We start from the raw sequence: 22,952 nt of genomic DNA on the forward strand, positions 1-22,952 counted from the left end.
CTCGCAGTAAAGCAGAAAGAGGGGTCGCGAGAGGCCCCGCCCCGAAAGAGAACAGGAGGAGTACACCATGATCGATTACAACGAGCGGATCCCGAACAACGTCAACCTGTCCGAGAACAAGACGCTGCAGCGCGCCCTCGAACACTGGCAGCCGTCCTACCTGCAATGGTGGCAGGACATGGGTCCGGACAACTCGACGAACTACGACGTCTATCTGCGCACCGCGATCAGCGTCGATCCGAAGGGCTGGGCGGATTTCGGCTACGTGAAGATGCCCGACTACCGCTGGGGCATCTTCCTCGCGCCGCAGGACGGCGACAAGAAAATCCACTTCGGCGAGCACAAGGGCCAGGACGTGTGGCAGGAAGTCCCGGGCGAATACCGCTCGACCCTGCGCCGCATCATCGTCACGCAGGGCGACACCGAGCCCGCGTCGGTCGAGCAGCAGCGCCACCTCGGCCTCACCGCGCCGTCGCTGTACGATCTGCGCAACCTGTTCCAGGTGAACGTCGAGGAAGGCCGCCACCTGTGGGCGATGGTCTATCTGCTGCACGCCCACTTCGGCCGTGACGGCCGCGAGGAAGGCGAAGCGCTGCTCGAGCGCCGCTCGGGCGACGAGGACAACCCCCGCATCCTCACCGCGTTCAACGAGAAGACCCCGGACTGGCTGTCGTTCTTCATGTTCACGTTCATCACCGACCGTGACGGCAAGTACCAGCTCGCGTCGCTCGCCGAATCCGCGTTCGACCCGCTCGCCCGCACCTGCAAGTTCATGCTGACCGAGGAAGCGCACCACCTCTTCGTCGGCGAATCGGGCATCGCCCGCGTGATCCAGCGCACCTGCGAAGTCATGAAGGAACTGAAGACCGACGATCCGGCGAAGCTGCGCGCGGCCGGCGTCATCGATCTGCCGACGCTGCAGAAGTACCTGAACTTCCACTTCAGCGTCACCAGCGACCTGTACGGCGCCGAAGTGTCGTCGAACGCGGCGACCTACTACACGAACGGTCTGAAGGGCCGCTTCGAGGAAGGCAAGATCGACGACGACCACAAGCTGCAGAACAGCGAGTACGAGGTCATGGACGTCGCCGGCGACAAGATCCTGTCGCGCCACGTGCCGGCACTGTCGGCGCTCAACGAGCGGCTGCGCGACGACTGGATCACCGACGTGCAGGCGGGCATCGACCGCTGGAACCGCATCCCGGCGAAGTTCGGCATCGACTTCCGCTTCACGCTGCCGCACAAGGGCTTCCACCGCAAGATCGGCATGTTCGCCGACGTGCATGTCGCGCCGGACGGCCGCCTGATCTCGGAAGCCGAATGGACGCACCAGCACAAGAACTGGCTGCCGACCGAGCAGGACCGCCTGTACGTGCATTCGCTGATGGGCCGCTGCATCGAGCCGGGCAAGTTCGCGAACTGGATCGCGGCACCGGGTCGCGGCATCAACAACCAGCCGGTCAACTTCGAGTACGTCCGGTTCAACTAAGAGGGCGCGAACAAGGCTCGCGCGGGCCGATCTCGCGACTGTGATACTCGCCGTGCAGGTGTACGGCTGCGTCTCTCGTCGCGACCTCGACCCGTCGCTACGCCTTCTTCGACCCTCTGCACTTCGATAAAGAACGGACGTGCGCGCAAGCGTGCGTCCCGCCCTGTGGAGAGAGACGACCATGAACGCGCCCGTAGAGCACGCGATCGCCAAGCAGCACCTCATCGACCCGGAAATCTGCATCCGCTGCAACACCTGCGAGGAAATCTGCCCGGTCAATGCGATCACGCACGACAGCCTCAACTACGTCGTCAAGTTCGACGTCTGTAACGGCTGCCTCGCATGCGTGCCGCCGTGCCCGACCGGTGCGATCGATTCGTGGCGCAATGTCGAACGGGCGACGCCGTACAGCCTCGAAGAACAATTCCAGTGGGACGTGCTGCCGGACACGACCGAGCTCGACAACGTCGAGGCGCCGTTCGCGGTCGACCGCCCCGACGACGAGATCCCCGCCGAAGTGCAGGAAATCACCAGCGTCGCGACCGCCGGCCAGGGTGGCCCCGCGCTCGCGCCGTGGTCCGCGTCGCATCCCTACCTGAACCTCTACCCGCCGACGCGTCCGATCACCGCGACCGTCACCGGCAACTACCGGCTCACCGCCGACGACGCGTCGAGCGACATCCATCACATCGTGCTCGACTTCGGCGCGACGCCGTTCCCGGTGCTCGAAGGCCAGTCGATCGGCATCCTCCCGCCGGGCGTCGACGACAAGGGCAAGCCGCACCTGCTGCGGATGTACTCGGTCGCAAGTCCGCGCGACGGCGAGCGCCCGCATTACAACAACCTCTCGCTGACGGTGAAGCGCGTCACCGAGGACCACGAAGGCCGCCCGACGCGCGGCGTCGCGTCGAACTACGTCTGCGACCTCAAGAAAGGCGATAAGGTGCAGGTCACCGGCCCGTACGGCTCGACCTACCTGATGCCGAACCACCCCGGCTCGTCGATCATGATGATCTGCACCGGCACCGGCTCCGCGCCGATGCGCGCGATGACCGAGCGCCGCCGGCGCCGCCTCGAGCGCAACGAAGGCGGCGAAATGGTGCTGTTCTTCGGCGCGCGCTCGCCTGACGAGCTGCCGTACTTCGGCCCGCTGCAGAAGCTGCCGAAAGATTTCATCGACATCAACTTCGCGTTCTCGCGCGTCCCGGGCGAGCCGAAGCGGTACGTGCAGGACGTGATCCGCGAGCGGGCCGACAAGGTGCTGGAGATGCTGCAGGACGACAACTGCTACATCTACATCTGCGGCCTGAAAGGCATGGAAACCGGCGTGCTCGAAGCCTTCCGCGACATCTGCCGCGCGAAAGGCGCCGACTGGGATACCCTGCGTCCTCAGTTGCTTTCCAAGGCACGTTTCCACGTCGAAACGTACTAAAAACCACGAACCGCAGGGTGCATTAGGCGAAGCCGTAATGCGCCGGATGCCTGCCCATCCGGCGCAACGCGCTTCGCTTTTCCGCCCTGCGCGCTGCAAGAGCTGTGCTTGATCGGCCCGACAACCAAAGACCGTTCGGGCTGAGCCTGTCGAAGCCCCGCCACCGCCCCTCGACAGGCTCAGGGCGAACGGAGAAATCCGACGGTCCGGTCGGTCGCCAATCCTGATTTCGGCATAGAGGACTTCGCCCATGACCCGCCCCGTCTACATCTGCGACGCCATCCGCACCCCCTTCGGCCGCTACGGCGGCGCCCTGTCGTCGGTGCGCGCCGATGACCTCGCCGCACTGCCGATCAAGGCGCTGATCGCGCGCAATGCCTCCGTCGACTGGGCTGCAGTCGACGACGTCATCTACGGCTGCGCGAACCAGGCCGGCGAGGACAACCGCAACGTCGCGCGCATGGCCGCGCTGCTCGCCGGGCTGCCGGTCGAAGTGCCCGGCAGCACCGTGAATCGGCTTTGCGGCTCCAGCCTCGACGCGATCGGCATCGCGTCGCGCGCGATCCGCGCCGGGGAAGCCGAGCTGATGATCGCCGGCGGCGTCGAGAGTATGTCGCGCGCGCCGTTCGTGCTGGGCAAGGCCGACAGCGCGTTCTCGCGCGCCGCGAAGATCGAGGACACCACGATCGGCTGGCGCTTCGTCAATCCGGCAATGAAAGCGCAGTTCGGCATCGACTCGATGCCGGAGACCGCCGAGAATGTCGCGCAGGATTTCAACGTGAGCCGCGCCGACCAGGACGCGTTCGCGCTGCGCAGCCAGCAGCGCTGGGGGGCCGCGAACGAGCGCGGCTTCTTCGCACGCGAGATCGTCGAAGTCGCAGTGCCGCGCAAGAAGGGCGAGCCGGTCATCGTCGCCGCGGACGAGCATCCGCGGCCGGAAACGACGCTCGACGCGCTCGCGAAGTTGAAGGGCGTCGTGCGGCCCGACGGCAGCGTCACGGCCGGCAACGCGTCGGGCGTGAATGACGGCGCCTGCGCATTGCTGCTCGCGTCGGAAGACGCCGTGAAGCGCCACGGGCTCACGCCGCGCGCACGCGTTCTCGGCAGCGCCGCCGCCGGCGTGCCGCCGCGCATCATGGGCATCGGCCCGGCGCCGGCAACGCAGAAGCTGCTCGCGCTGCTCGGCATGAAGATCGGCGATTTCGACACGGTCGAACTCAACGAGGCGTTCGCCGCGCAAGGGCTCGCGGTGCTGCGCCAGCTCGGCCTGGCCGATGATGGCGCGCACGTGAATCCCAACGGCGGCGCGATCGCGATCGGCCACCCGCTCGGCGCCTCGGGCGCGCGGCTCGTGACGACCGCGCTGAACCAGCTGGAGACCACCGGCGGCCGTTACGGCCTGGCGACGATGTGCATCGGCGTCGGCCAGGGCATCGCGCTCGCGATCGAGCGGATTTGACAACGAAGCGGCAAACCGCCGCACGAAGGGGACCGCCGTGAAACCGGAAGCCGTACAGATCATCAGGGACGAGCACCTCGCGATCAGCGCCGTGTTGTATTCCTTGCGCTATCTGGTCAAGGAAATGCGCAAGGGCGTTGCGCCGAACTTCGCGCTGCTGCGCGCGATTCTCGACTACATCGTGTCCTACCCCGACCGCTGGCACCATCCGAAGGAAGACAAGTACCTGTTCGCGGCGGTGCGACGCCACACGCGCGAGGCCGACAACCTGATCGCCCGGCTCGAACGCGAGCATCAGCTCGGCTACCCGATGGTCGAGGACCTCAAGAAGCATCTCGTCGCGTTCCAGGCGGGCGACGAGGCCGCACGCGAAGCGTTCTTCGCCGCCGCGGACCGTTACGCGGAGCTCGAATGGGAGCATCTTCGCGCCGAGGAGGAAGTCTTCATCCCGATCGCGGAGCGCGTGCTGAGCCGCGAGGAATGGGCGGAAATCGCCGTGGCCTTCCGCGAAAACGACAACCCGCTCTTCGGCATCAAGCCTAAAGACGAGGCGGAGGTGCTGTACCAGCGCATCCTGAGCCTCGCGCCGTCGCCGATGGGTTTCGGCGCCCGCGAGATGCCCTGACGACGCTCCACTGCGTTTGCTGCGGCGCACAATTTGTTTCTTGACTGAGGTCCTCCCCCGTCTAGAATGAACTTGTGCACCGCGGCAGACCGGACGTGCTGTTGCCGGATCTGCCTGAAAAATAAATATTTTTCTTCCCCAGGAGATCCTTGTGACCACATCCGTCGAAACCCTCTCCGCGACGAACCGGAATCTCTTCGAGACCTCGTTCGACGTCGCCCGTACGCTGTTCGACTCGGTCGAACGGCTGACCGCACTCAATCTCAACACCTCCCGCAGCTTGTTCACGGACGGCACCGACGCCGTCCGTGCGGCGCTGGCTGCACGCACTCCGCAGGACCTGATCGCGGTCCAGACGTCGATCGCGCGCCCCGCCGCCGACAAGGTGCTCGGCTATTACCGCAGCGCCTACGAAATCGCGGCGCAGACGCTCGAAGAGGCGATGAAGCCTTTCGAAATCCGCTTGTCCGAGGCGCACCGCAACTTCGGCCAGGCGCTCGAAAACGCCGCGAAGGCGGCCCCGGCCGGCTCCGAGGTCGCGGTCGCGGCAGTGCGCTCGGCACTCGCGACGGCAAACTCCGCTTACGAACAGGTGAACAAGGCCGCGCGCCAGGCCGTCGAGGTGGCCGAAGCGAACGTCGCGAACGCGACGGCAACCGCGACCGCAGCGATCGGCGCGGCGTCGAACCGCAAGAGCGGGAGCTGAACAGCGCGGGGCGTTGGCCGCTGAGCCGTGGCTGCTCCACCTCGTCACGCGCGGTGCGGACTTCGGACCCCGCATCGCGCCGCGGCAGGGGCCACGGAATCCGATCCCGCGTCGCTTGGCACTCCTAGCGGTCTCAGCGCCGTTTCCGCTTCTCCCGGAACCCCCGAGGGGCCGCGGGCGTCGAAACCTTCGACCCGACCACGAAGCGGTCCGAACTTGCCCGGCCCCGATTTGCGCGGACGCCCTTGCATAACGTTCGGGCAACCGGCTTCGGATGTTTGACTGCCGCTGAATGGTCGATAGCAACGAAGCCCCGGAGGCGGTCATGATCGAACGCACGACCGTCGAGCGCTTTCCGCCCGCGCGGATTCGCCGTGCGGCCGGTGCCGCGCCGCCTGAAACATGAAGATCGGGCGTGCGCGGTCTGTTGTCGCGTCCCTGTTCGCCATGTTGTGCTTCGCCACGATTCCCTGCTCCGCCCACGCGCTCGACGCGGGATCCGTCGGTTCGCCCGTCGTGGACGCGGCTGCGACGGCCTCGTACCGCCTCGACGTGCGCCTCGATCCGGCGAACCGCGAACTCGCGGCCGAAGCCGAGATCACCGTGTCGGACGGCGCACCGTTCGATCTGCTCCTCAACCGGCGTTTCCGTGTCGACTCGCTCGCGGTCGACGGCAAGCCGGTCGCGGTTCACCTGCTGCGCGACGGCGATCTCAGTCGTCTCGTCCTTCCTTCCGTGCCGCCGCGGAAGACCGTGAAGGTCGCATGGCGCGGCCCGCTCGCCCCACTCGCGACCCTCGAGCATCGCGACACGTTGAGCGCGCACGAACCGACCGCGGACACCCGCGGCAGCTTCCTGTCGTCGTCCGGCGCGTGGTACCCGGTCGCGTCGCGCCGCGGGCAGCGGCTGCTCCATTCGTACAGCCTGCGGCTCGATCTGCCGCTGGGACAGCGCGGCTGGTCGCCGGCCACCGCGGCGCCGAAGCGACGCGCGGGCCACGCACGATAACGGAGTTCGCCTTCCCGCATCCGTCCGAAGGCATCGACCTGATCGCCGGGCCGTACCGCGTCGGCGAACGGACGGCGCGCTCGATCGACGGCCGTCCGATCCTGCTGCGCACCTATTTCCACGCCGAGCTCGAACCGCTCGCATCCGGCTATCTCGACGCCGTCGCGGACTACCTCGCGCTGTACGAACGCTGGATCGGCCCGTATCCGTTCACGACCTTCTCGGTCGTCTCGAGCCCGACCCCGACCGGTTTCGGCATGCCGACGCTGACCTACCTCGGCATCGAGGTATTGAAGCTGCCATTCATCAAGACGACGTCCCTCGGTCACGAGGTGCTGCACAACTGGTGGGGCAACGGCGTCTATCCCGACTACGAGGCCGGCAACTGGAGCGAGGGGCTGACGACCTTCATGGCTGACTACCATTACGCGGAGCGCGAAAGCCGCGACAAGGCGCACGCGATGCGCCTCGCGTGGCTGCGCGAGCTCTCCGGCATCCCGCCCGACGCGGACCGGCCGCTCGCCACCTTCACCGCGCGGACCCATGGCGTCGACCAGGCGATCGGCTACGGCAAGGCGGCGATGCTGTTCCTGATGCTGCGCGATCGCATAGGGGAGCCCGCCTTCGACCGCGGCATCCGCCGTTTCTGGCAGACGCAGCGCTTCCGCAGCGCGGACTGGGATGACCTGCGGGTCGCGTTTGAAACCGAGTCGGGGCAGCAACTCGCGCGCTTTTTCGAACAGTGGCTCGCGCGCGCCGGGCTCGCCGAAGTCGCGTTGGTCGAAAGCGGCGCCTGCGAGGACCGCGTCGCGGTGACGCTGAGGCAGGCCGAGCCGCCGTACGCGATCGAGGTGCCGCTAACGATCGGCACGACGAGCGGCGAAGCGGTGCGACGCGTGCGTTTCGACCGTAGCGAACAGCGCTTCGAACTCGAGCTCGCCACCCCGGACCCGGCGACCCGCGTCACGCTCGATCCCGACAACCGGCTGCTGCGCCGCCTGCACGGCCGCGAAGCGCCGCCGATCCTGCGCGAGTTGCAGTTCGACGCGCGCACCGGCCTCGTCACGCTCGGCGACGACGCGTTCGCCGGGCCGGCTGGCATGCTGGCTGCGCGGATGCTCGACCAAGCGGCACACCCCGCGCAGCCCGGATCCACGCCGGCCGATCGGCCGCTGCTCGTGATCGGCGAGGAGGGCGCGGTGTCGGCGTGGCTCGCCCGCCACGACCTTCCCCCCGCACCGCCGGAAGTCGCCGGCCGCGGTAGCGTGCGGGTGTGGACGCGACGCTTGCGATCGGGCGCGCCGCTCGCCGTCATCGCCGCCGACAGCGCAAGCGAACTCGTCGCGGCCTCCCGGCCGCTGCCGCATTACCGCCAGCAAAGCTGGCTCGTGCTGCAGAGCGGTCGCGCGCTCGCCCGCGGCGTCTGGCCCGCCGAGGCCACGTCGATTCCGGTGACGCACTGCGCGGCGGACCGCCAGCGATAGCTTCCCGCGCTGCCCCGGCGAAGCATCACGCTCTTCGGTCCAATCTTCGACCCGACCTCTACCACCGTCTCGGCCGCTTCGACGCCGCGGCTTCGACGAGGCCGGAGTCGAAAGCTCGCGGACGACGGCCGGGCACGCCGACTGCCGGCACGAGTCCACACCTACGATGTCGGAGCGGCCCCATGCATGCGCAACAGATCAACGACGCGCCGGAACGCACGTTCGCGCTGGTCCTAGACCCCCGCGACGAAGTGGTCGCCGAACTCGAGCGCTTCGCTGCCGCCGAAGGACTCGCCGCGAGCCGCCTGACCGCGATCGGCGCGTTCGAGCGCGTGACGCTGGGCTATTTCGACTGGGAGCGGAAGGACTACCTTCGCATTCCGGTCGACGGGCAGGTCGAGGTGCTGAGTCTGGTCGGCGACATCGCGCTGCTCGACGGACGCCCGAAGCTGCACGCGCATGTCGTGCTCGGCCTGCGCGACGGCAGCACCCGCGGCGGCCACTTGCTGTCCGCCGACGTTCGCCCGACGCTCGAAGTGGTGCTGACGGACTCGCCCGCGCACCTGCGCCGCGTGTACGACCCGGCGAGCGGGCTGGCGCTGATCGGCAAGCGCTGAGCGCCGCGATCGGGCTGCGGGAAAGGTAAAAACTGTCGGTACGGCGCCACGCGGTGTAAGAACGGCGCACGCGGCGGGCGGCGGGACCGCTCCATCACGGCTCGCATTTTGCAGGGCTGCGGTCGTGAATGCTCCCGACGCCGTTCCCGACCTGCTGAGCCGCTGCGACTACGAACCGATCGACGCCTACGCGATCATCGGCGACTGCCGCAGCGCGGCGCTGGTGTCGCGCACCGGCTCGGTCGACTGGCTGTGCATGCCGCATTTTTCCGCGCCGTCGGTGTTCGCCGCGCTGCTCGACCGCCGTCACGGCGGGCGGCTGCTGATCCGCCCGCGCGACGTCGTTCGCGTCTCGCGACGCTACCGGGGCGGCAGCTCCGTGCTGAAAACGACGTTCGAGTGCGCTTCCGGGCGCGTATCACTCACCGATTTCATGTCGATCCCCAAGCAAGACGACGCGCCGCACCGGCTGTTCCGGATCGTCGAGTGCGAAGCGGGCGAAGTCCTAGTCGACGTCGCCTATCAGCCGCGGCCCGACTACGCGCGCGCGCAACCGGACATCGCGCCACACGGCGAATTCGGCTGGGCGTACCGGCACGCGGACGCGGTCGTCCTGTTCGACGCCGATACGCCCCTTGCGCTCGACGAGACCAGGCGGCACGTCGGCGGCACCTGCCGGCTCGTGTGCGGCGAGATCGTGCGCTTCGCGTTCGCATATGGCGTAACGGCAAAAGATTCCGACTCGGGCCTCGACCACTGCGACGGACACCTCGACGAGACGCTCGCGTGGTGGCGGCACTGGATCGATCAATGTGCCTACGACGGGTTCCAGGCTGACGCGGTGGTCCGCAGCTGCCTGACGCTCAAGCTGCTGGCCCACCGCAGCTCCGGCGCCGTGATGGCCGCGCTGACGACGTCGCTGCCCGAGTCCTTCGATTCGGGTCGCAACTGGGACTATCGCTACTGCTGGCTGCGCGACACCTCACTGCTGTTGCAGTCGTTCATCGACCTCGGCTTCCAGCGCGAAAGCAAGGCCTTCCTCGCGTGGCTGCTGAGGGTCGGGCGCAAGCCGCGGCTGCAGCCGTTCTACGACCTGAATGCACAGCCGCCCCCCGACGAGACGATCCTGCCGCATCTCGAAGGCTACCTCGGGCGGGGCCCGGTGCGGATCGGCAATGCCGCCCACGGGCAACTTCAACTCGACATCTACGGTGAAGTGCTGCAGACGGCGTGCAGCTTCGTCGCGCGCGGCGGACTGCTGAACGACGACAAGAAGCAGCTGCTGTCGAGCTTCGGCGCCGCGGTATGCCGGCTGTGGCGCGAGCCCGACGCGAGCATCTGGGAGCCGCGCACCGCGCCGCGCCATTACACCTATTCCAAACTGATGTGCTGGGTGGCGCTTGAACGGCTCATCGACCTGCAGACGCGCGTTCCGCTCGGCATGGCGCTGCCGTACCTGCGTGCCGAGCGGGCCCGCATCCGCCGCGAAATCGAGATGCACGGCTTCGATTCCCGCCTCGGCAGCTACGTCGGCTACTTCGGCGGCAGCGAGCCCGACGCGAGCCTGCTGCTGATGGCCCGCTACGCTTATGCCGACGCGAACGACCCGCGTCTGCGCGCCACTTTCCGCTACATCCACGAGCGGCTGGCGGTGGATGGCTTTTTGTATCGCTATCCGCCCGGCGCTGCGTACGACGGCATCGGCGGGACCGAGAACCTCTTCGCCGTGTGCAGCTTCTGGGCCGTCGACTACCTTGCGCGAGCCGGCGAGATCGATGCGGCGATCCGCCTCTTCGAACGGCTGCTCGCCTGCGCGAACGACGTCGGGCTGTACGCCGAACAGTTCGAAGTGAACAGCCTCCGGCCTCTGGGAAATTATCCGCAGGCGTTTTCGCATTCCGGCCTGATCACCGCCGCGCTTGCGATCGATCAGGCGTTGGCGGGCCGGCGCGGGCAGCAGATCACGGCCTGACCGCGCGGCCGACGCTTCGCCGCCCGCCTCGTGTCGTCAATGTCGGCGGACTCAGGACTCGCCGGCGCCGCCCGGCCGCCAGGTCAGGCGGTTGTGGTTCCACGACAGCATGCCGAGGAACAGCATCACCCCGCCGACGAGCGCAAGCCCGAGGGCCGGCACGGCGAACAGCAGCACCGGCAGCCGCACCGCGCGCAAGACCATCGCGTCCTGCGGCTCGTCCGGGTCGACCCACACGGTGATCCTCGGCGAGGTTTTCAGGCTGGCGAGCACTTCGCTGCTCTCGGGAATCGCATATTGCCCGCCGTGGGGATCGTAGCGCGCTCCGACATGGACCTCGCCGTCGGCGATGTACCCGTAACGGATTTCGAGCGTTTCCAGCTGCGGATGGAAACCCGAGACGGGGGGGGGGCTCACGGCCACCGACTCCACGGTCGCCTCGACCGGCTTCCAATCGTGACTTCGTGCGGCGTCGATGACGGGCAGCACGCCGTACGACACGACCCCGAGGAGGCCGGTCATCAGCAGCGCGAGCCCGATCAGCGGCAAACCGACGCGCACGACGAACAGGATCAGGGCACTACTCAGCGGAGACGAAAGCTGCTCGTTGGGTGGCATCTCATGGACTCGCGAAAGTGGCCTCATGATTCTAGTTCGTAATTCCCGAAAATGGGATTTAATCCCACATAAACCTGCCACGGACGCCACGGCACCTTGTAGCGTATAATGCAAGGCTTTGTTTTATCTGAAAAACAGGATACGTCGTGCTCGTCGCCGCCAACATCACCATGCAGTTCGGGGCCAAGCCCCTGTTCGAGAATGTCTCCGTCAAGTTCGGCGAAGGAAACCGCTACGGCCTGATCGGCGCCAACGGCGCGGGCAAGTCGACGTTCATGAAGATCCTGTGCGGCATCCTCGAATCCTCAGCCGGCAACGTATCGAAGGATCCGAACGAACGCATGGCCTATCTGCGCCAGGATCAGTTCGCGTTCGAGGACGCGCGCGTGCTCGACGTCGTGATGATGGGCCACGAGCAGATGTGGGCGTGCATGGCCGAGAAGGACGCGATCTACGCGAACCCGGAGGCGACCGAGGACGACTACATGCACGCCGCGGAGCTCGAAGGCAAGTTCGCCGAGTACGACGGCTACACCGCGGAAGCGCGCGCGGGCGAGTTGCTGCTCGGGGTCGGCATCGGCACGGAGCTTCACAACGGCCCGATGAAGAACGTCGCGCCGGGTTGGAAGCTGCGCGTGCTGCTGTGTCAGGCGCTGTTCGCGAACCCCGACATCCTGCTGCTCGACGAACCGACGAACAACCTCGACATCAACACGATCCGCTGGCTCGAGGATGTGCTGAACCAGCGCGACAGCACGATGGTGATCATCTCCCACGACCGCCACTTCCTGAACCAGGTGTGCACGCACATGGCGGACCTCGACTACGGCACGATCACCGTGTACGCCGGAAACTACGACGACTACATGGAAGCCGCGACGCTCGCGCGCCAGCGCCAGCAAGCCGCGAACGCACGCGCGAAAGAGAAGATTTCCGACCTGCAGGAGTTCGTGCGCCGCTTCTCGGCGAACAAGTCGAAGGCCAAGCAGGCCACCAGCCGCCTCAAGTTGATCGACAAGCTGAAGCCCGAGGACGTCAAGCCGTCGTCGCGCCAGTATCCGTGGATCCGCTTCGACTATGACGACAAGGACAAGCTGCACCGCCTCGCGTGCGAAGTGCAGAACCTCACGTTCGCGTACGACGGCATGGAAAAGCCGCTGATCGACAAGTTCTCGATCGCGATCGAAGCCGGCGAGAAAGTCGCGATCATCGGCGAAAACGGCGTCGGCAAGACGACGCTGCTGAAGCTGCTGCTCGGCGAACTGCAGCCACAGAAGGGCTCGGTGAAGTGGGCCGAAAAAGCGAAGCCCGGCTACTACGCGCAGGACCACTCGGCGGAGTTCGCCGGCACGCAGAGCCTCACCGAGTGGATCGCCGACTACGCGCGCGTGACCGCCGATTCGCTGGGCGGCGACCTCGAGACGCTGATCCGCGGCACGCTCGGCCGGCTGCTGTTCTCGGGCGACGAAGTCCGCAAGCCGGTCAACGTGATCTCCGGCGGCGAACAGGGACGGATGCTGTTCGGCAAGCTGATGCTGTCGCGCCCGAACGTGCTGCTGATGGACGAGCCGACGAACCACCTCGACATGGAATCGATCGAGTCGCTGAACACCGGTCTCGACAAGTTCGCCGGCACGCTGGTGTTCGTCTCGCACGACCGCGAGTTCGTGTCGTCGCTCGCCGGCCGCATCATCGAGATCAAGCTCGACGGCACGATCGTCGATTACCGCGGCACGTACGAGGAATACCTCGCGAGCCAAGGGCTGGAATAAGCCACCGCATTTCACGCGTCGGCCCGCTCGAAATACTGCCGGTGCAGAGGAACGGCGATCGGCCGCCCTCGCGCCGCCCCGCCCTGACCGTCCCCGCAGCGCAGATTCCGGGGCGGAGCAGGCTCGAGTTCCTCGCATCCCCGGGCGCACGCCCCTCGCTCGCAGATTCCACGCGAGAACAGGGCGGGGCGCGTCTTTCGAAAATCCATCCTGCATTTTCATTTGCGCGCCGTTAATTCGATCGGTATATTCCGCGGCCGGTGACGGAGCGGAGCGGCCGTCCATTGGAGGCGGCCGACGTTGCGCACGACACGAAGATTCCGATTCTTGCTGCTTGCATTCCCGGCGATGCTGGCGCCGCTCGCCGCCGGTGCGGAGTACTCCGATTGCCGCAACTGTCATTTCGACGTGCCGCCGGACGACGTCACCCCGGATTTCAGCGGCCACTTCCAGCTCGTCGGTCACCACCCGGTACGCGTCGCCTATCCGTCGCGACCGGACTACCGGCAGCCCGGATACGCGCAGGGCGGAATCCAGTTCTTCGACCGCAATGGCAACGGCAAGGTGGACCCCGACGAAATCCAGATCTTCCGCAGCCGCAGCGAATGGGTCATCGACTGCGCGTCATGCCACATCGAGCACGGCCTGACCGCGGCCGTCGCCGAACACCCGCCCGACTACGTGCGCAGCGGCGGCAGCGCGGTTCATCTTTGCACCACCTGCCATAACCTCTGAGCGCGGCGCGTCGCTCGGCGCCGCCGGCTGCCGTCGCTGCCCCGGTCGTTTACGGACTTCCGGTGCGCGCTCGGTCGTCCTTTCGTTGCCCGCAGCTCAATTTCCGGCAGCGCGGGCAGCACCAGAACGCGCGGCATCCGCGCATCCGTCAGCTACAATCGCCCGATCACACGGGTCCACGATCATGATCGGCATCTTTCTCATCACGCACGGGAGCCTCGGCGAGTCGCTGATCCAGTGCGCGTGCCACGTCCTCGACCGGCGGCCGGCGCAGACGGTGCAGCTCGGCGTCTCCGCGCAGGACGATCCCAACGACCTGCTGCCGCTCGCGCGCCAAATGCTCGGGTGGGCCGACAACGGCAACGGCGTCCTCGTGCTCACCGACATGTTCGGCGCGACGCCGTCGAACGTCGCGGCGAAGCTCGTCGAAGCGGGGCGCGTCGAAGCGATCGCCGGCGTGAATCTGCCGATGCTGCTGCGCGTGCTGACCTACCGCGAGCGGGACATGCAGACGCTGATTCAGCGCGCCGTCTCCGGCGGCTGTGACGGCGTGATCCATATCGAGTAACCAGACCTCCGCCGAGCAACCGATGCCAAGAGCAGAAGCGCAAATCATCAACAAGCTGGGCCTGCACGCGCGCGCCTCGGCGAAACTCACACAAACCGCGAGCAGCTTCGGCGCCGACGTCTGGCTCGAGCGCAACGGCCGCCGCGTCAATGCGAAAAGCATAATGGGCGTGATGATGCTCGCCGCAGCGCAGGGCGCGAGCATCATCGTCGACACCTCGGGCCGCGACGAAGACGCGGCGCTGAAGGCGATTCTCGACCTGATCGCAGACCGCTTCGGCGAGGGCGAGTAAGGTGCCCTTCACGATCCACGGCTTGCCGGTTTCCCAGGGAATCGCGATCGGTCATGTGCATCTCGTGTCACACGCGATGCTCGAAGTCAGCCACTACCACGTCTCGGCGAAGTACCTCGCGGAGGAAGTCGCGCGGCTCGACGAGGCGATCGCGACGGTGCAGGGCGAACTCGTCGGCCTGAAGGCGGCGGCGACCAGCGGCCAGACGCACAGCGAGGTCGGTGCCTTCGTCGATCTGCAGCTGATGATGCTGTCGGACCCGCTGCTCGTCGACGCCGCGCGCGACCTCGTCCAGGCGCGACGCTGCAACGCCGAGTGGGCGCTGGTGCAGCAGATGGAGCTCGTCGTCGAGCAGTTCGAGCAGATCGAGGACCCGTACCTGCGCGAGCGCAAGGCCGACGTCGTGCAGGTCGTCGAGCGTCTCGTCAAGGTGCTGCTCGGCCATCCCGGCCACCTCCCGGCGAAGCGTCGCGACGGCCTCGGCACAATCATCGTCGCGCACGACCTGTCGCCGGCCGACACGATCGGCTTTCGCGACCACAACATCGGCGGCTTCGTCACCGACGTCGGCGGCCCGACGAGCCACACCGCGATCGTCGCGCGCAGCCTCGGCATCCCCGCGGTCGTCGGCCTGCACCATATCCGCCAGCTCGTCGAGGAAGACGAGCTGCTGATCATCGACGGCACTCGCGGCGTCGTCATCGTCGGCCCCGACGAGCGGATCATCGAGGAATACCGGCTGCGCCGCACCGAGCTCGAACTCGAACGCTCGAAGCTGAATCGGCTGAAGGACACGCGCGCGACGACGCTCGACGGCGAGGACGTCAATCTGCTCGCGAACATCGAAGGGCCGAAGGACCTCGCCGCGATCAAGGCCGTCAACGCCGACGGCGTCGGCCTGTACCGCACCGAATTCCTGTTCATCGGCCGCGACGCGCTGCCCGACGAAGAGGAACAATACGAAGCCTATCGCGCGGTGCTGAAGTCGATGCCCGGCAAGCCGGTGACGATCCGGACCTTCGACGTCGGCGCCGACAAGGCGCTGAACGGCATCGGCACGCGCTTCGAGCCGAATCCCGCCCTCGGTCTGCGCGCGATCCGCTATTCGCTCGCCGAGCCGCAGATGTTCAAGACGCAGCTGCGCGCGCTGCTGCGGGCGTCGGTGCACGGTCAGCTCCAGATCATGATCCCGATGCTCGCGCACGCGCAGGAGATCGACCAGACGCTGACGCTGATCGACAAGGCGAAGGCCGAGCTGCGCGCCGAGCGCGTGAAGTTCGACGAGCGGGTGCCGGTCGGCGGCATGATCGAGGTGCCCGCCGCGGCGCTCGCGCTCGGCATGTTCATCCGCCGGCTGTCCTTCCTGTCGATCGGGACAAACGACCTGATCCAATACACGCTTGCAATCGACCGCTCCGACGAGGCCGTCGTGCATCTGTACGATCCGCTGCACCCGGCCGTGCTGAAGCTGATCGGCGGCACGATCCAGGCGGGCGCGCGCTTCGGGCTGCCGGTGTCGGTGTGCGGCGAGATGGCCGGCGATCCGGCCTACACGCTGCTGCTGCTTGGCATGGGGCTGCGCAACTTCTCGATGCATCCGGCGCACATCCTCGAAATCAAGCAGCAGGTGCTGCGCGCCGACGTCGGCGAGCTCGCGCCGAAAGTGCAGCGCATCCTGAAAATGGACGAGCAGATGAAGGTGCGCGAGGCGGTGCTGCGGCTCGCCGGCTGACCCGTCCCGGCAGGGCGCACCCGGTTTGACAATTCCCGGGCTGCGCGCTAACTTCCAGTCCCATCAGCGCCGATTTGAACCACAGCTTGCGGGCGCTCAATAAATCCGGCTAAAGCGAGGGCGACCCAGTCCGCGTTTCCCAGCCGGCTGGGTTTTTTTGTCTACAGCGAAAAACATGATCCAACCCCAATCCGTCGGCGTCGTCGCCCCGCAGCGGGAACGCTTCACCGAACCGCTGGCGCTGCGCAGCGGCAGCACGCTGCCCGAATACGAACTCGTCTTCGAAACCTACGGCGAACTCAACGCATCACGCAGCAACGCGGTTCTCGTCTGCCACGCGCTGTCGGGCTCGCACCACGTCGCCGGGTACTACGCCGACGCGCCGGGCCAGGTCGGCTGGTGGGACAACCTCGTCGGACCGGGCAAGCCGCTCGATACGCGCAAATTCTTCGTCATCGGCGTGAACAACCTGGGCGGCTGCCACGGCACGACCGGCCCGCGGTCGACCAATCCGGCAACCGGAAAGCCGTGGGGCGCCGATTTCCCGTTCGTCACCGTCGAGGACTGGGTCGACGCGCAGGCGCGCCTCGCCGATCGGCTCGGCATCGAGCGTTTTGCCGCGATCGTCGGCGGCAGCCTCGGCGGCATGCAGGCGCTCTCATGGGCGCTGCAGTTTCCCGAGCGGATCGGGCACGCGGTGCTCATCGCGGCGGCGCCGCGCCTGAGCGCACAGAACATCGCGTTCAACGAAGTCGCGCGGCAGGCGATCCTGACCGATCCGGACTTCCACGGCGGCAACTACTACGAGCATGGCATCGTGCCCGCGCGCGGACTCAAGCTCGCGCGCATGCTCGGCCACATCACCTACCTCTCCGACGACGCGATGGCCGACAAATTCGGCCGCACGCTGCGCCACGGCAAGGCGGTCTACAGCTACGACGTCGAGTTCGAGATCGAGTCCTACCTGCGCTACCAGGGCGACAAGTTCGCCGCACATTTCGACGCCAACACCTATCTGCTGACGACGAAGGCGCTCGACTATTTCGATCCGGCGTTCGAGCACGGCGGCAACCTGGCCCCCGCGCTCGCGCGCGCGACCGCCGATTTCCTGGTCGTGTCCTTCACGACCGACTGGCGCTTCTCACCGGCAAGGAGCCGCGAAATCGTCTATGCGCTGCTGCACAACCGGCGCAACGTCAGCTACGCCGAGATCGAGAGCGACGCCGGCCACGACGCCTTTCTGCTCGACGAAACGCGGTATCACGCGCTGCTCGCCGCGTACTTCGACCGCATCGAGGTTTAAAAATGGCCTACCGTTACGACCACGAAATCATCACGCAGTGGATCTCTCCGGGCGAGAAGGTGCTCGACCTCGGCTGCGGCGACGGCAGCCTGCTGAAACACCTCGTCGAAGTGCGGCAGGTGCAGGGCTACGGCGTCGAGAACGACCCCGAGAAACTCCTCGCGTCGGCGAAAAACGGCGTCAACGTGCTGCAGATCGACATGGAGAAGGGGCTCGCCGGCTTCGAGGACGGCTTCTTCGACCACGTGATCATGAGCCTGTCGCTGCAGGCGATGCACAACACGCAGGGGATCCTCGCGGAAATGCTGCGCGTCGGCCATGAGGCGGTCGTCAGCTTTCCGAACTTCGGCTACTGGCGCCACCGCCAGAGCATCCTGAACGGCCGCATGCCGGTGTCGGAAAGCCTGCCGCACCAGTGGTTCAACACGCCGAACGTACGCTTCTTCACGATCGCCGACTTCGACGCGCTGTGCGAGATGAACGGGATCGCCGTGCGTGAACGCCTCGCCTTCCACGACAGCACGCTGATTCTCGACGAGCCCAACTTTCTCGCGAGCGTTGCGGTCTATCGGCTCGGCCGGGCCGGCTGACGGCGGCAGTCCGGGGTCGGCAGGAGTGCGACCCCGACGACTTCCCAACAACACGCCGCACGCCGGGGCTGGGACTTACGCAAGGCATCGCCCGATGCCACAGGTCGCACCGGCGAAGCCCGGGCGAGGCCGAAGCGGGGCAGCCCGGGAAAGGTGCCCGCTTCCGCCTCGTCGCGGAACTTCAGCGGATCGTGTAGTTGCCGATGTCGACGGTGATCACCGGCCGGCCGAGCGCGACCAGCGTGGCGGCGGCGAACTGCCGCGCCCATTCGGAGATCAGCTTGAAGTGGTCCTCGCCGCCGTATTTCGCGACGTTCAGGATCATGTCGAGCACGAGGATTTTTCCCATCGGGTTCGACGGCGAACATTCGAGCGTCTCGAATTCCTTCGCGAGCCACGCGCGGGCCTGCTCCTTCGTCAGGTTCGCGGCGTCGGCGTCGGGCACCGTCACTTCGTATTCGCGGTCAGGTCCGTACGACACGATCACGTACTGGCTCATTCCAGTCTCCTCCGGTTGGCCGGCGTTACGTTGAAGCGGCATTCTCCGGTTGCTCCGGCTTCTCAGGCAAGCCCTGCGGCCTGTCGGGACGCGCGAGCGGGACAGATGGGGCAACGCAACATCCGACTCAGTCCGCGAACCTCCCGGCAAAGTTTCCGATCGCGATTGGAAGTCTGCGACCGGCGTCGAACGCATACGTTTTCGTCGCACCACCGGTTTCCACGTTTTCCGCCCGGAGATCCGGCCACGTTCCTGAACGCTCCCGGCAAAGATCGTCTGGCCGGGATTGGACGCCGGCGACCGGGTGTCGAGTGCAGACATTTTCGCCGCGTCGCGCGATCCCGCGTTTTCCGCGTCGGCCGTCCGCCGCGATCTGGGATAATGCCGGCGTTCCTTCGCGAAAAGCCGCCCGTGCCTTCTTCCTCCCGCCCCGCGTGGCTCGCCGCGCTGCTGAACCGCCGGATGCTGATCTGCGTCTTCACCGGCTTCGCATCCGGCCTGCCGCTGTACCTGCTGCTGAACCTCGTGCCCGCGTGGCTGAAGACCGAGGGGCTGTCGCTGAAGGCGATCGGCGCGTTCGCGCTGATCCAGTTTCCCTATACGTGGAAGTTCCTGTGGGCGCCGTTGCTCGACCGATTCGGCATCCTGCCGTGGCTCGGGCGCCGGCGCGGCTGGATGCTCGTGACGCAGCTCGGCCTGGTCGCCGCGATCGCGTGGCTGGGCCAGGTGTCGCCGACCGAGAACCTCGCGCTCGTCGCCGGTCTGACCGCGGCGATCGCGCTGCTGTCGGCCACGCAGGACATCGCTCTCGACGCATTCCGGCGCGAGATTCTGCCGGACGCCGAGCTCGGCCTCGGCAACGCGATCCATGTGAATGCTTACCGCATTGCCGGCCTCGTTCCCGGCTCGCTGTCGCTGATCCTCGCGGATCGCCTGCCGTGGGGAACGGTGTTCGTGATCACCGCGCTGTTCATGCTGCCCGGCGTCGCGATGACGGTGCTGTCGAAGGAACCGAAGACGGTCGCCGGAACCCCGCGCACCTTGCGGGCCGCGGTCGTCGAACCGTTCCGCGAGTTCTTCGGCCGCCACGGCGTGCGCTCGGCGCTGCTCGTGCTGGCGTTCCTGTTCCTCTACAAGCTCGGCGATTCGCTGTGCACGGCGCTCGCGACGCCGTTCTATCTCGACATGGGCTACACGAAGACCGACATCGGCATCGTCGCCAAGAACGCGGGGCTGTGGCCATCGGTGATCGGCGGCATCCTCGGCGGCCTGTGGATGGTCAAGCTCGGCATCAACCGCGCGCTGTGGCTGTTCGGAGTCGTGCAGCTCGTCACGATCCTGGGCTTCGTCTGGCTCGCGTGGCTCGGGCCCGCGCCGTCCGACGCCGGACGGCTCGCGATCCTCGCGGTCGTGATCGGCGGCGAAGCGGTCGGCGTCGGGCTCGGCACGACGGCCTTCGTCGCCTACATGGCGCGCACGACGCACCCGGCCTACACCGCGACGCAGCTCGCGCTCTTCACGAGCCTGATGGCGATGCCGCGCACTTTCATCAACGCATCCGCCGGCTGGCTCGTCGAGCTGATGGGGTGGTACGACTTTTTCTGGGCGTGCTTCCTCCTCGGGATCCCCGGCATGCTGCTGCTGCTGAAAGTCGCCCCGTGGAACGCCGAACCGCGCGCGATCGCGGTCGAGCCGGAACGGGCCTGAACCTGAAGACCATGAACGACAAACTTCACCCCGACACCGCCAGTGTGCTGACCGACGCGGCCCGCGTGCTGGGCCGGCAACTCGCCGAGCTGCATTTCGCGCTGCCGGTGAGCCACGTCTACAACCCGCTCGACTACGCGTGGGACGTGCATGAGGCCTACCTGCGCCGCTACGGCCGCGGGCGCAAGCGCGTCGTCTTCGTCGGCATGAACCCGGGGCCGTTCGGCATGGTGCAGACCGGCGTGCCATTCGGCGAGATCGAAGCGGTGCGCGGCTGGCTCGGGCTCGACGGCACCGTGCGCCGCCCCGAAGTGTGCAACCCGAAGCGTCCGATCGAGGGCTTCGATTGCGCCCGCTCCGAGGTCAGCGGGCGCCGCGTATGGGGCCTGTTCCGTGACCGCTTCGGCACGCCGGAAGCCTTCTTCGCCGAGCATTTCGTCGCGAACTACTGCCCGCTCGCGTTTTTCGACCACGGCCGCAACCTCACGCCCGACAAGCTCCCGGCCGCCGAGGCGCAGCCGCTTCTCGCCGCGTGCGACGAGCACCTGCGCCGCGTCATCGACGCGCTCGATCCCGAGTGGGTGATCGCCATCGGCGTCTGGGCCGAGAGCCGCGCAGTCGAAGCGCTCGCCGACCGCGGTCTGCGCATCGGCCGTATTCTCCACCCGAGCCCGGCCAGCCCCGCGGCGAACCGCGGCTGGGCCGAGGCGGCGACGAAGCAGCTCGTCGCGCTCGGCGTCTGGCCACCGAACTGAACCCTACCGAGGACCGCGATGAAGGCAATCCACGAACTGTTCGAGAACAACCGCAACTGGTCCGAACGCATGCGCGAGGACGACCCGTCGTTCTTCCGCCGCCTCGCGAACCAGCAGTCACCCGAATATCTGTGGATCGGATGTTCGGACAGCCGCGTGCCGGCGAACCAGATCATCGGCTTGGCGCCGGGCGAAGTCTTCGTGCACCGCAACGTTGCGAACGTCGTCGTGCATACCGACCTGAACGCGCTGTCGGTGATCCAGTACGCCGTCGATGTACTGCAGGTCAAACACATCCTCGTCGTCGGCCACTACGGCTGCGGCGGCGTCGGCGCCGCGCTGACGAACCGGCGTCTCGGACTGATCGACAACTGGCTGCGCCACGTGCAGGACGTGCGCGACCTGCACGAGCCGCTTCTCGACGCCATCGAGGAACCCGCGAAGCGCGTGAACCGCCTGTGCGAGCTGAACGTGATGCAGCAGGTCGTCAACATCAGCCAGACCTCGGTGCTGCGCGAAGCCTGGGAACGCGGGCAGCAAGTGATGATCCACGGCTGGTGCTACAGCCTCGCGAACGGGCTCGTCAGCAATCTCGACGTCAGCGCGGGCAGCCGCAACGAGGCGATCGAAGGCTACCGCGACGCGGTGTCGCGGCTGCGGACGCAGAGGCCCTGACGCTTGCGGCGGCGATGCGGATCGGGATCGACCTCGGCGGCACGAAGATCGAAATCGTCGTGCTCGACCGGCACGGCGACGAACGGCTGCGCCGCCGCGTGCCGACGCCGCAGGGCGACTACGCCGCCACCGTGGAGACAGTTGCCGCTCTCGTCGAAGCGGCGGAGCGGGAAATCGGCGCCCGGGCGAGCGTCGGCATCGGCACGCCGGGCTCGCCGTCCCCGCGAGATGGGCGCATCCGCAACGCGAATTCGACCTGCCTGAACGGGCGCCTGCTGCAGCACGATCTCGCAGTCCGTCTCGAGCGCGAAATGCGGATCGCGAACGACGCGAACTGCCTCGCAGTGTCCGAAGCCGCTGACGGCGCCGGAGCAGGTGCGCGAACCGTGTTCGGCGTCATCCTCGGCACCGGCGTCGGCGGCGGCATCGTCGTTCGCGGCGAGCTTCTCGTCGGCGCCAACGCGATCGCCGGGGAATGGGGCCACATGCCGCTGCCGCTCGCCGAAGGCGAGGATCTGCCGTTTCCGCGATGCTATTGCGGCCGTCGCGGTTGCATCGAGACTTATCTGTCGGGTCCCGGCCTCGCCGCTGATCATCAGCGCAGGACCGGCCGCGCGATGACGCCCGCGGAGATCGCGAGCGCGGCGCGGCAGGGCAACGCCGAATGCGACGCGACGCTCGCGCGCTACGAGGATCGGCTGGCGCGCGCGCTGGCAGCGGTGATGAACATCCTCGACCCGGACGTGATCGTGCTCGGCGGCGGCCTCTCGCGGCTCGATCGCCTGTACCGCAACGTGCCGGATCTCTGGCGCGCGCACGTGTTCTCGGATTCGGTCGTCACGCGGCTCGTGCCGAGCGCGCACGGCGACTCCTCGGGCGTCCGTGGCGCCGCGTGGCTGTGGCCGGCAACCTGA

Annotated in this window: 22 protein-coding genes; 20 read left to right on the top strand and 2 right to left on the bottom strand. The window is 67.1% G+C overall.

Annotated features, from left to right (window positions below; all coding sequences use genetic code 11):
* The first annotated feature begins 67 nt into the window (after positions 1–67).
* The 9 genes from boxB (at position 68) to ROZ37_RS14440 (ending at position 10,792) form a co-directional block, all read left to right on the top strand.
* On the top strand, positions 68–1,489 hold the full coding sequence (boxB, locus tag ROZ37_RS14400; RefSeq protein WP_312660293.1) for a benzoyl-CoA 2,3-epoxidase subunit BoxB: 1,422 nt from the start codon (positions 68–70) through the stop codon (positions 1,487–1,489).
* Between the two features lie 181 nt (positions 1,490–1,670).
* A complete protein-coding gene (gene boxA, locus ROZ37_RS14405; RefSeq protein ID WP_312660294.1) occupies positions 1,671–2,921 on the top strand; it encodes a benzoyl-CoA 2,3-epoxidase subunit BoxA in 1,251 nt (416 codons plus the stop codon).
* Between the two features lie 250 nt (positions 2,922–3,171).
* On the top strand, positions 3,172–4,380 hold the full coding sequence (gene pcaF / locus ROZ37_RS14410) for a 3-oxoadipyl-CoA thiolase (protein WP_312660296.1): 1,209 nt from the start codon (positions 3,172–3,174) through the stop codon (positions 4,378–4,380).
* Positions 4,381–4,417: 37 nt separating this feature from the next.
* The gene (locus ROZ37_RS14415; RefSeq protein WP_312660298.1) at positions 4,418–5,005 is read left to right on the top strand and encodes a hemerythrin domain-containing protein; all 588 of its coding nucleotides are present in this window, start codon (positions 4,418–4,420) and stop codon (positions 5,003–5,005) included.
* Positions 5,006–5,156: 151 nt separating this feature from the next.
* Positions 5,157–5,711 (top strand): phasin family protein, encoded by a 555-nt coding sequence (locus ROZ37_RS14420; protein WP_312660299.1) that lies wholly within the window; start codon positions 5,157–5,159, stop codon positions 5,709–5,711.
* 402 nt (positions 5,712–6,113) lie between these two features.
* Complete coding sequence (locus tag ROZ37_RS14425) at positions 6,114–6,719, top strand: hypothetical protein (RefSeq protein WP_312660300.1); 606 nt, start codon at positions 6,114–6,116, stop codon at positions 6,717–6,719.
* Between the two features lie 257 nt (positions 6,720–6,976).
* Positions 6,977–8,203 carry a M1 family aminopeptidase gene (locus ROZ37_RS14430; RefSeq protein ID WP_312660416.1) on the top strand — a complete coding sequence of 409 codons (1,227 nt, stop codon included), beginning with the start codon at positions 6,977–6,979 and terminating at the stop codon, positions 8,201–8,203.
* 182 nt (positions 8,204–8,385) lie between these two features.
* The gene (locus ROZ37_RS14435; protein WP_312660301.1) at positions 8,386–8,820 is read left to right on the top strand and encodes a DNA-binding protein; all 435 of its coding nucleotides are present in this window, start codon (positions 8,386–8,388) and stop codon (positions 8,818–8,820) included.
* A gap of 124 nt (positions 8,821–8,944) precedes the next feature.
* Positions 8,945–10,792, top strand: a complete 1,848-nt coding sequence (locus tag ROZ37_RS14440; RefSeq protein WP_312660302.1) for a glycoside hydrolase family 15 protein — start codon at positions 8,945–8,947, stop codon at positions 10,790–10,792.
* A 51-nt stretch (positions 10,793–10,843) separates the two neighbouring features.
* Here ROZ37_RS14440 and ROZ37_RS14445 read toward each other — a convergent pair whose 3' ends face one another.
* The gene (locus ROZ37_RS14445) at positions 10,844–11,410 is read right to left on the bottom strand and encodes a DUF3592 domain-containing protein (protein ID WP_312660303.1); all 567 of its coding nucleotides are present in this window, start codon (positions 11,408–11,410) and stop codon (positions 10,844–10,846) included.
* Between the two features lie 146 nt (positions 11,411–11,556).
* On the opposite strand from ROZ37_RS14445, the gene ROZ37_RS14450 reads away from it, so the two are divergent.
* The 7 genes from ROZ37_RS14450 (at position 11,557) to metW (ending at position 18,402) form a co-directional block, all read left to right on the top strand.
* A complete protein-coding gene (locus tag ROZ37_RS14450) occupies positions 11,557–13,182 on the top strand; it encodes an ABC-F family ATPase (protein WP_312660304.1) in 1,626 nt (541 codons plus the stop codon).
* Positions 13,183–13,509: 327 nt separating this feature from the next.
* Entirely contained in the window at positions 13,510–13,917 is a 408-nt protein-coding gene (locus tag ROZ37_RS14455; RefSeq protein ID WP_312660307.1) for a hypothetical protein, read from the top strand.
* A gap of 184 nt (positions 13,918–14,101) precedes the next feature.
* Complete coding sequence (locus tag ROZ37_RS14460; RefSeq protein ID WP_312660309.1) at positions 14,102–14,485, top strand: PTS fructose transporter subunit IIA; 384 nt, start codon at positions 14,102–14,104, stop codon at positions 14,483–14,485.
* Between the two features lie 22 nt (positions 14,486–14,507).
* On the top strand, positions 14,508–14,777 hold the full coding sequence (locus ROZ37_RS14465) for an HPr family phosphocarrier protein (protein ID WP_312660311.1): 270 nt from the start codon (positions 14,508–14,510) through the stop codon (positions 14,775–14,777).
* A 1-nt stretch (position 14,778) separates the two neighbouring features.
* Entirely contained in the window at positions 14,779–16,509 is a 1,731-nt protein-coding gene (gene ptsP / locus ROZ37_RS14470; RefSeq protein WP_312660312.1) for a phosphoenolpyruvate--protein phosphotransferase, read from the top strand.
* Between the two features lie 175 nt (positions 16,510–16,684).
* Positions 16,685–17,812, top strand: a complete 1,128-nt coding sequence (locus ROZ37_RS14475; RefSeq protein WP_312660313.1) for a homoserine O-acetyltransferase — start codon at positions 16,685–16,687, stop codon at positions 17,810–17,812.
* 2 nt (positions 17,813–17,814) lie between these two features.
* Positions 17,815–18,402: a methionine biosynthesis protein MetW gene (metW, locus tag ROZ37_RS14480; RefSeq protein ID WP_312660314.1), complete on the top strand. Its 588-nt coding sequence runs from the start codon at positions 17,815–17,817 to the stop codon at positions 18,400–18,402.
* A 181-nt stretch (positions 18,403–18,583) separates the two neighbouring features.
* Here metW and ROZ37_RS14485 read toward each other — a convergent pair whose 3' ends face one another.
* Positions 18,584–18,901 (bottom strand): hypothetical protein, encoded by a 318-nt coding sequence (locus tag ROZ37_RS14485; protein ID WP_312660315.1) that lies wholly within the window; start codon positions 18,899–18,901, stop codon positions 18,584–18,586.
* Between the two features lie 411 nt (positions 18,902–19,312).
* On the opposite strand from ROZ37_RS14485, the gene ROZ37_RS14490 reads away from it, so the two are divergent.
* Genes ROZ37_RS14490 through ROZ37_RS14505 form a run of 4 tightly spaced genes read left to right on the top strand, consistent with a single transcriptional unit; the run spans position 19,313 to position 22,952 of the window.
* Positions 19,313–20,608, top strand: a complete 1,296-nt coding sequence (locus ROZ37_RS14490; RefSeq protein WP_409449966.1) for an AmpG family muropeptide MFS transporter — start codon at positions 19,313–19,315, stop codon at positions 20,606–20,608.
* Between the two features lie 11 nt (positions 20,609–20,619).
* Positions 20,620–21,363, top strand: coding sequence for a uracil-DNA glycosylase family protein (locus tag ROZ37_RS14495; RefSeq protein ID WP_312660316.1), 744 nt, complete (start codon positions 20,620–20,622; stop codon positions 21,361–21,363).
* A gap of 18 nt (positions 21,364–21,381) precedes the next feature.
* The gene (gene can, locus ROZ37_RS14500) at positions 21,382–22,038 is read left to right on the top strand and encodes a carbonate dehydratase (protein WP_312660317.1); all 657 of its coding nucleotides are present in this window, start codon (positions 21,382–21,384) and stop codon (positions 22,036–22,038) included.
* A gap of 14 nt (positions 22,039–22,052) precedes the next feature.
* A complete protein-coding gene (locus ROZ37_RS14505) occupies positions 22,053–22,952 on the top strand; it encodes an ROK family protein (RefSeq protein ID WP_312660318.1) in 900 nt (299 codons plus the stop codon).

It is taken from the genome of Aromatoleum sp. (genome assembly GCF_032027225.1).
Lineage (GTDB): Bacteria > Pseudomonadota > Gammaproteobacteria > Burkholderiales > Rhodocyclaceae > Aromatoleum.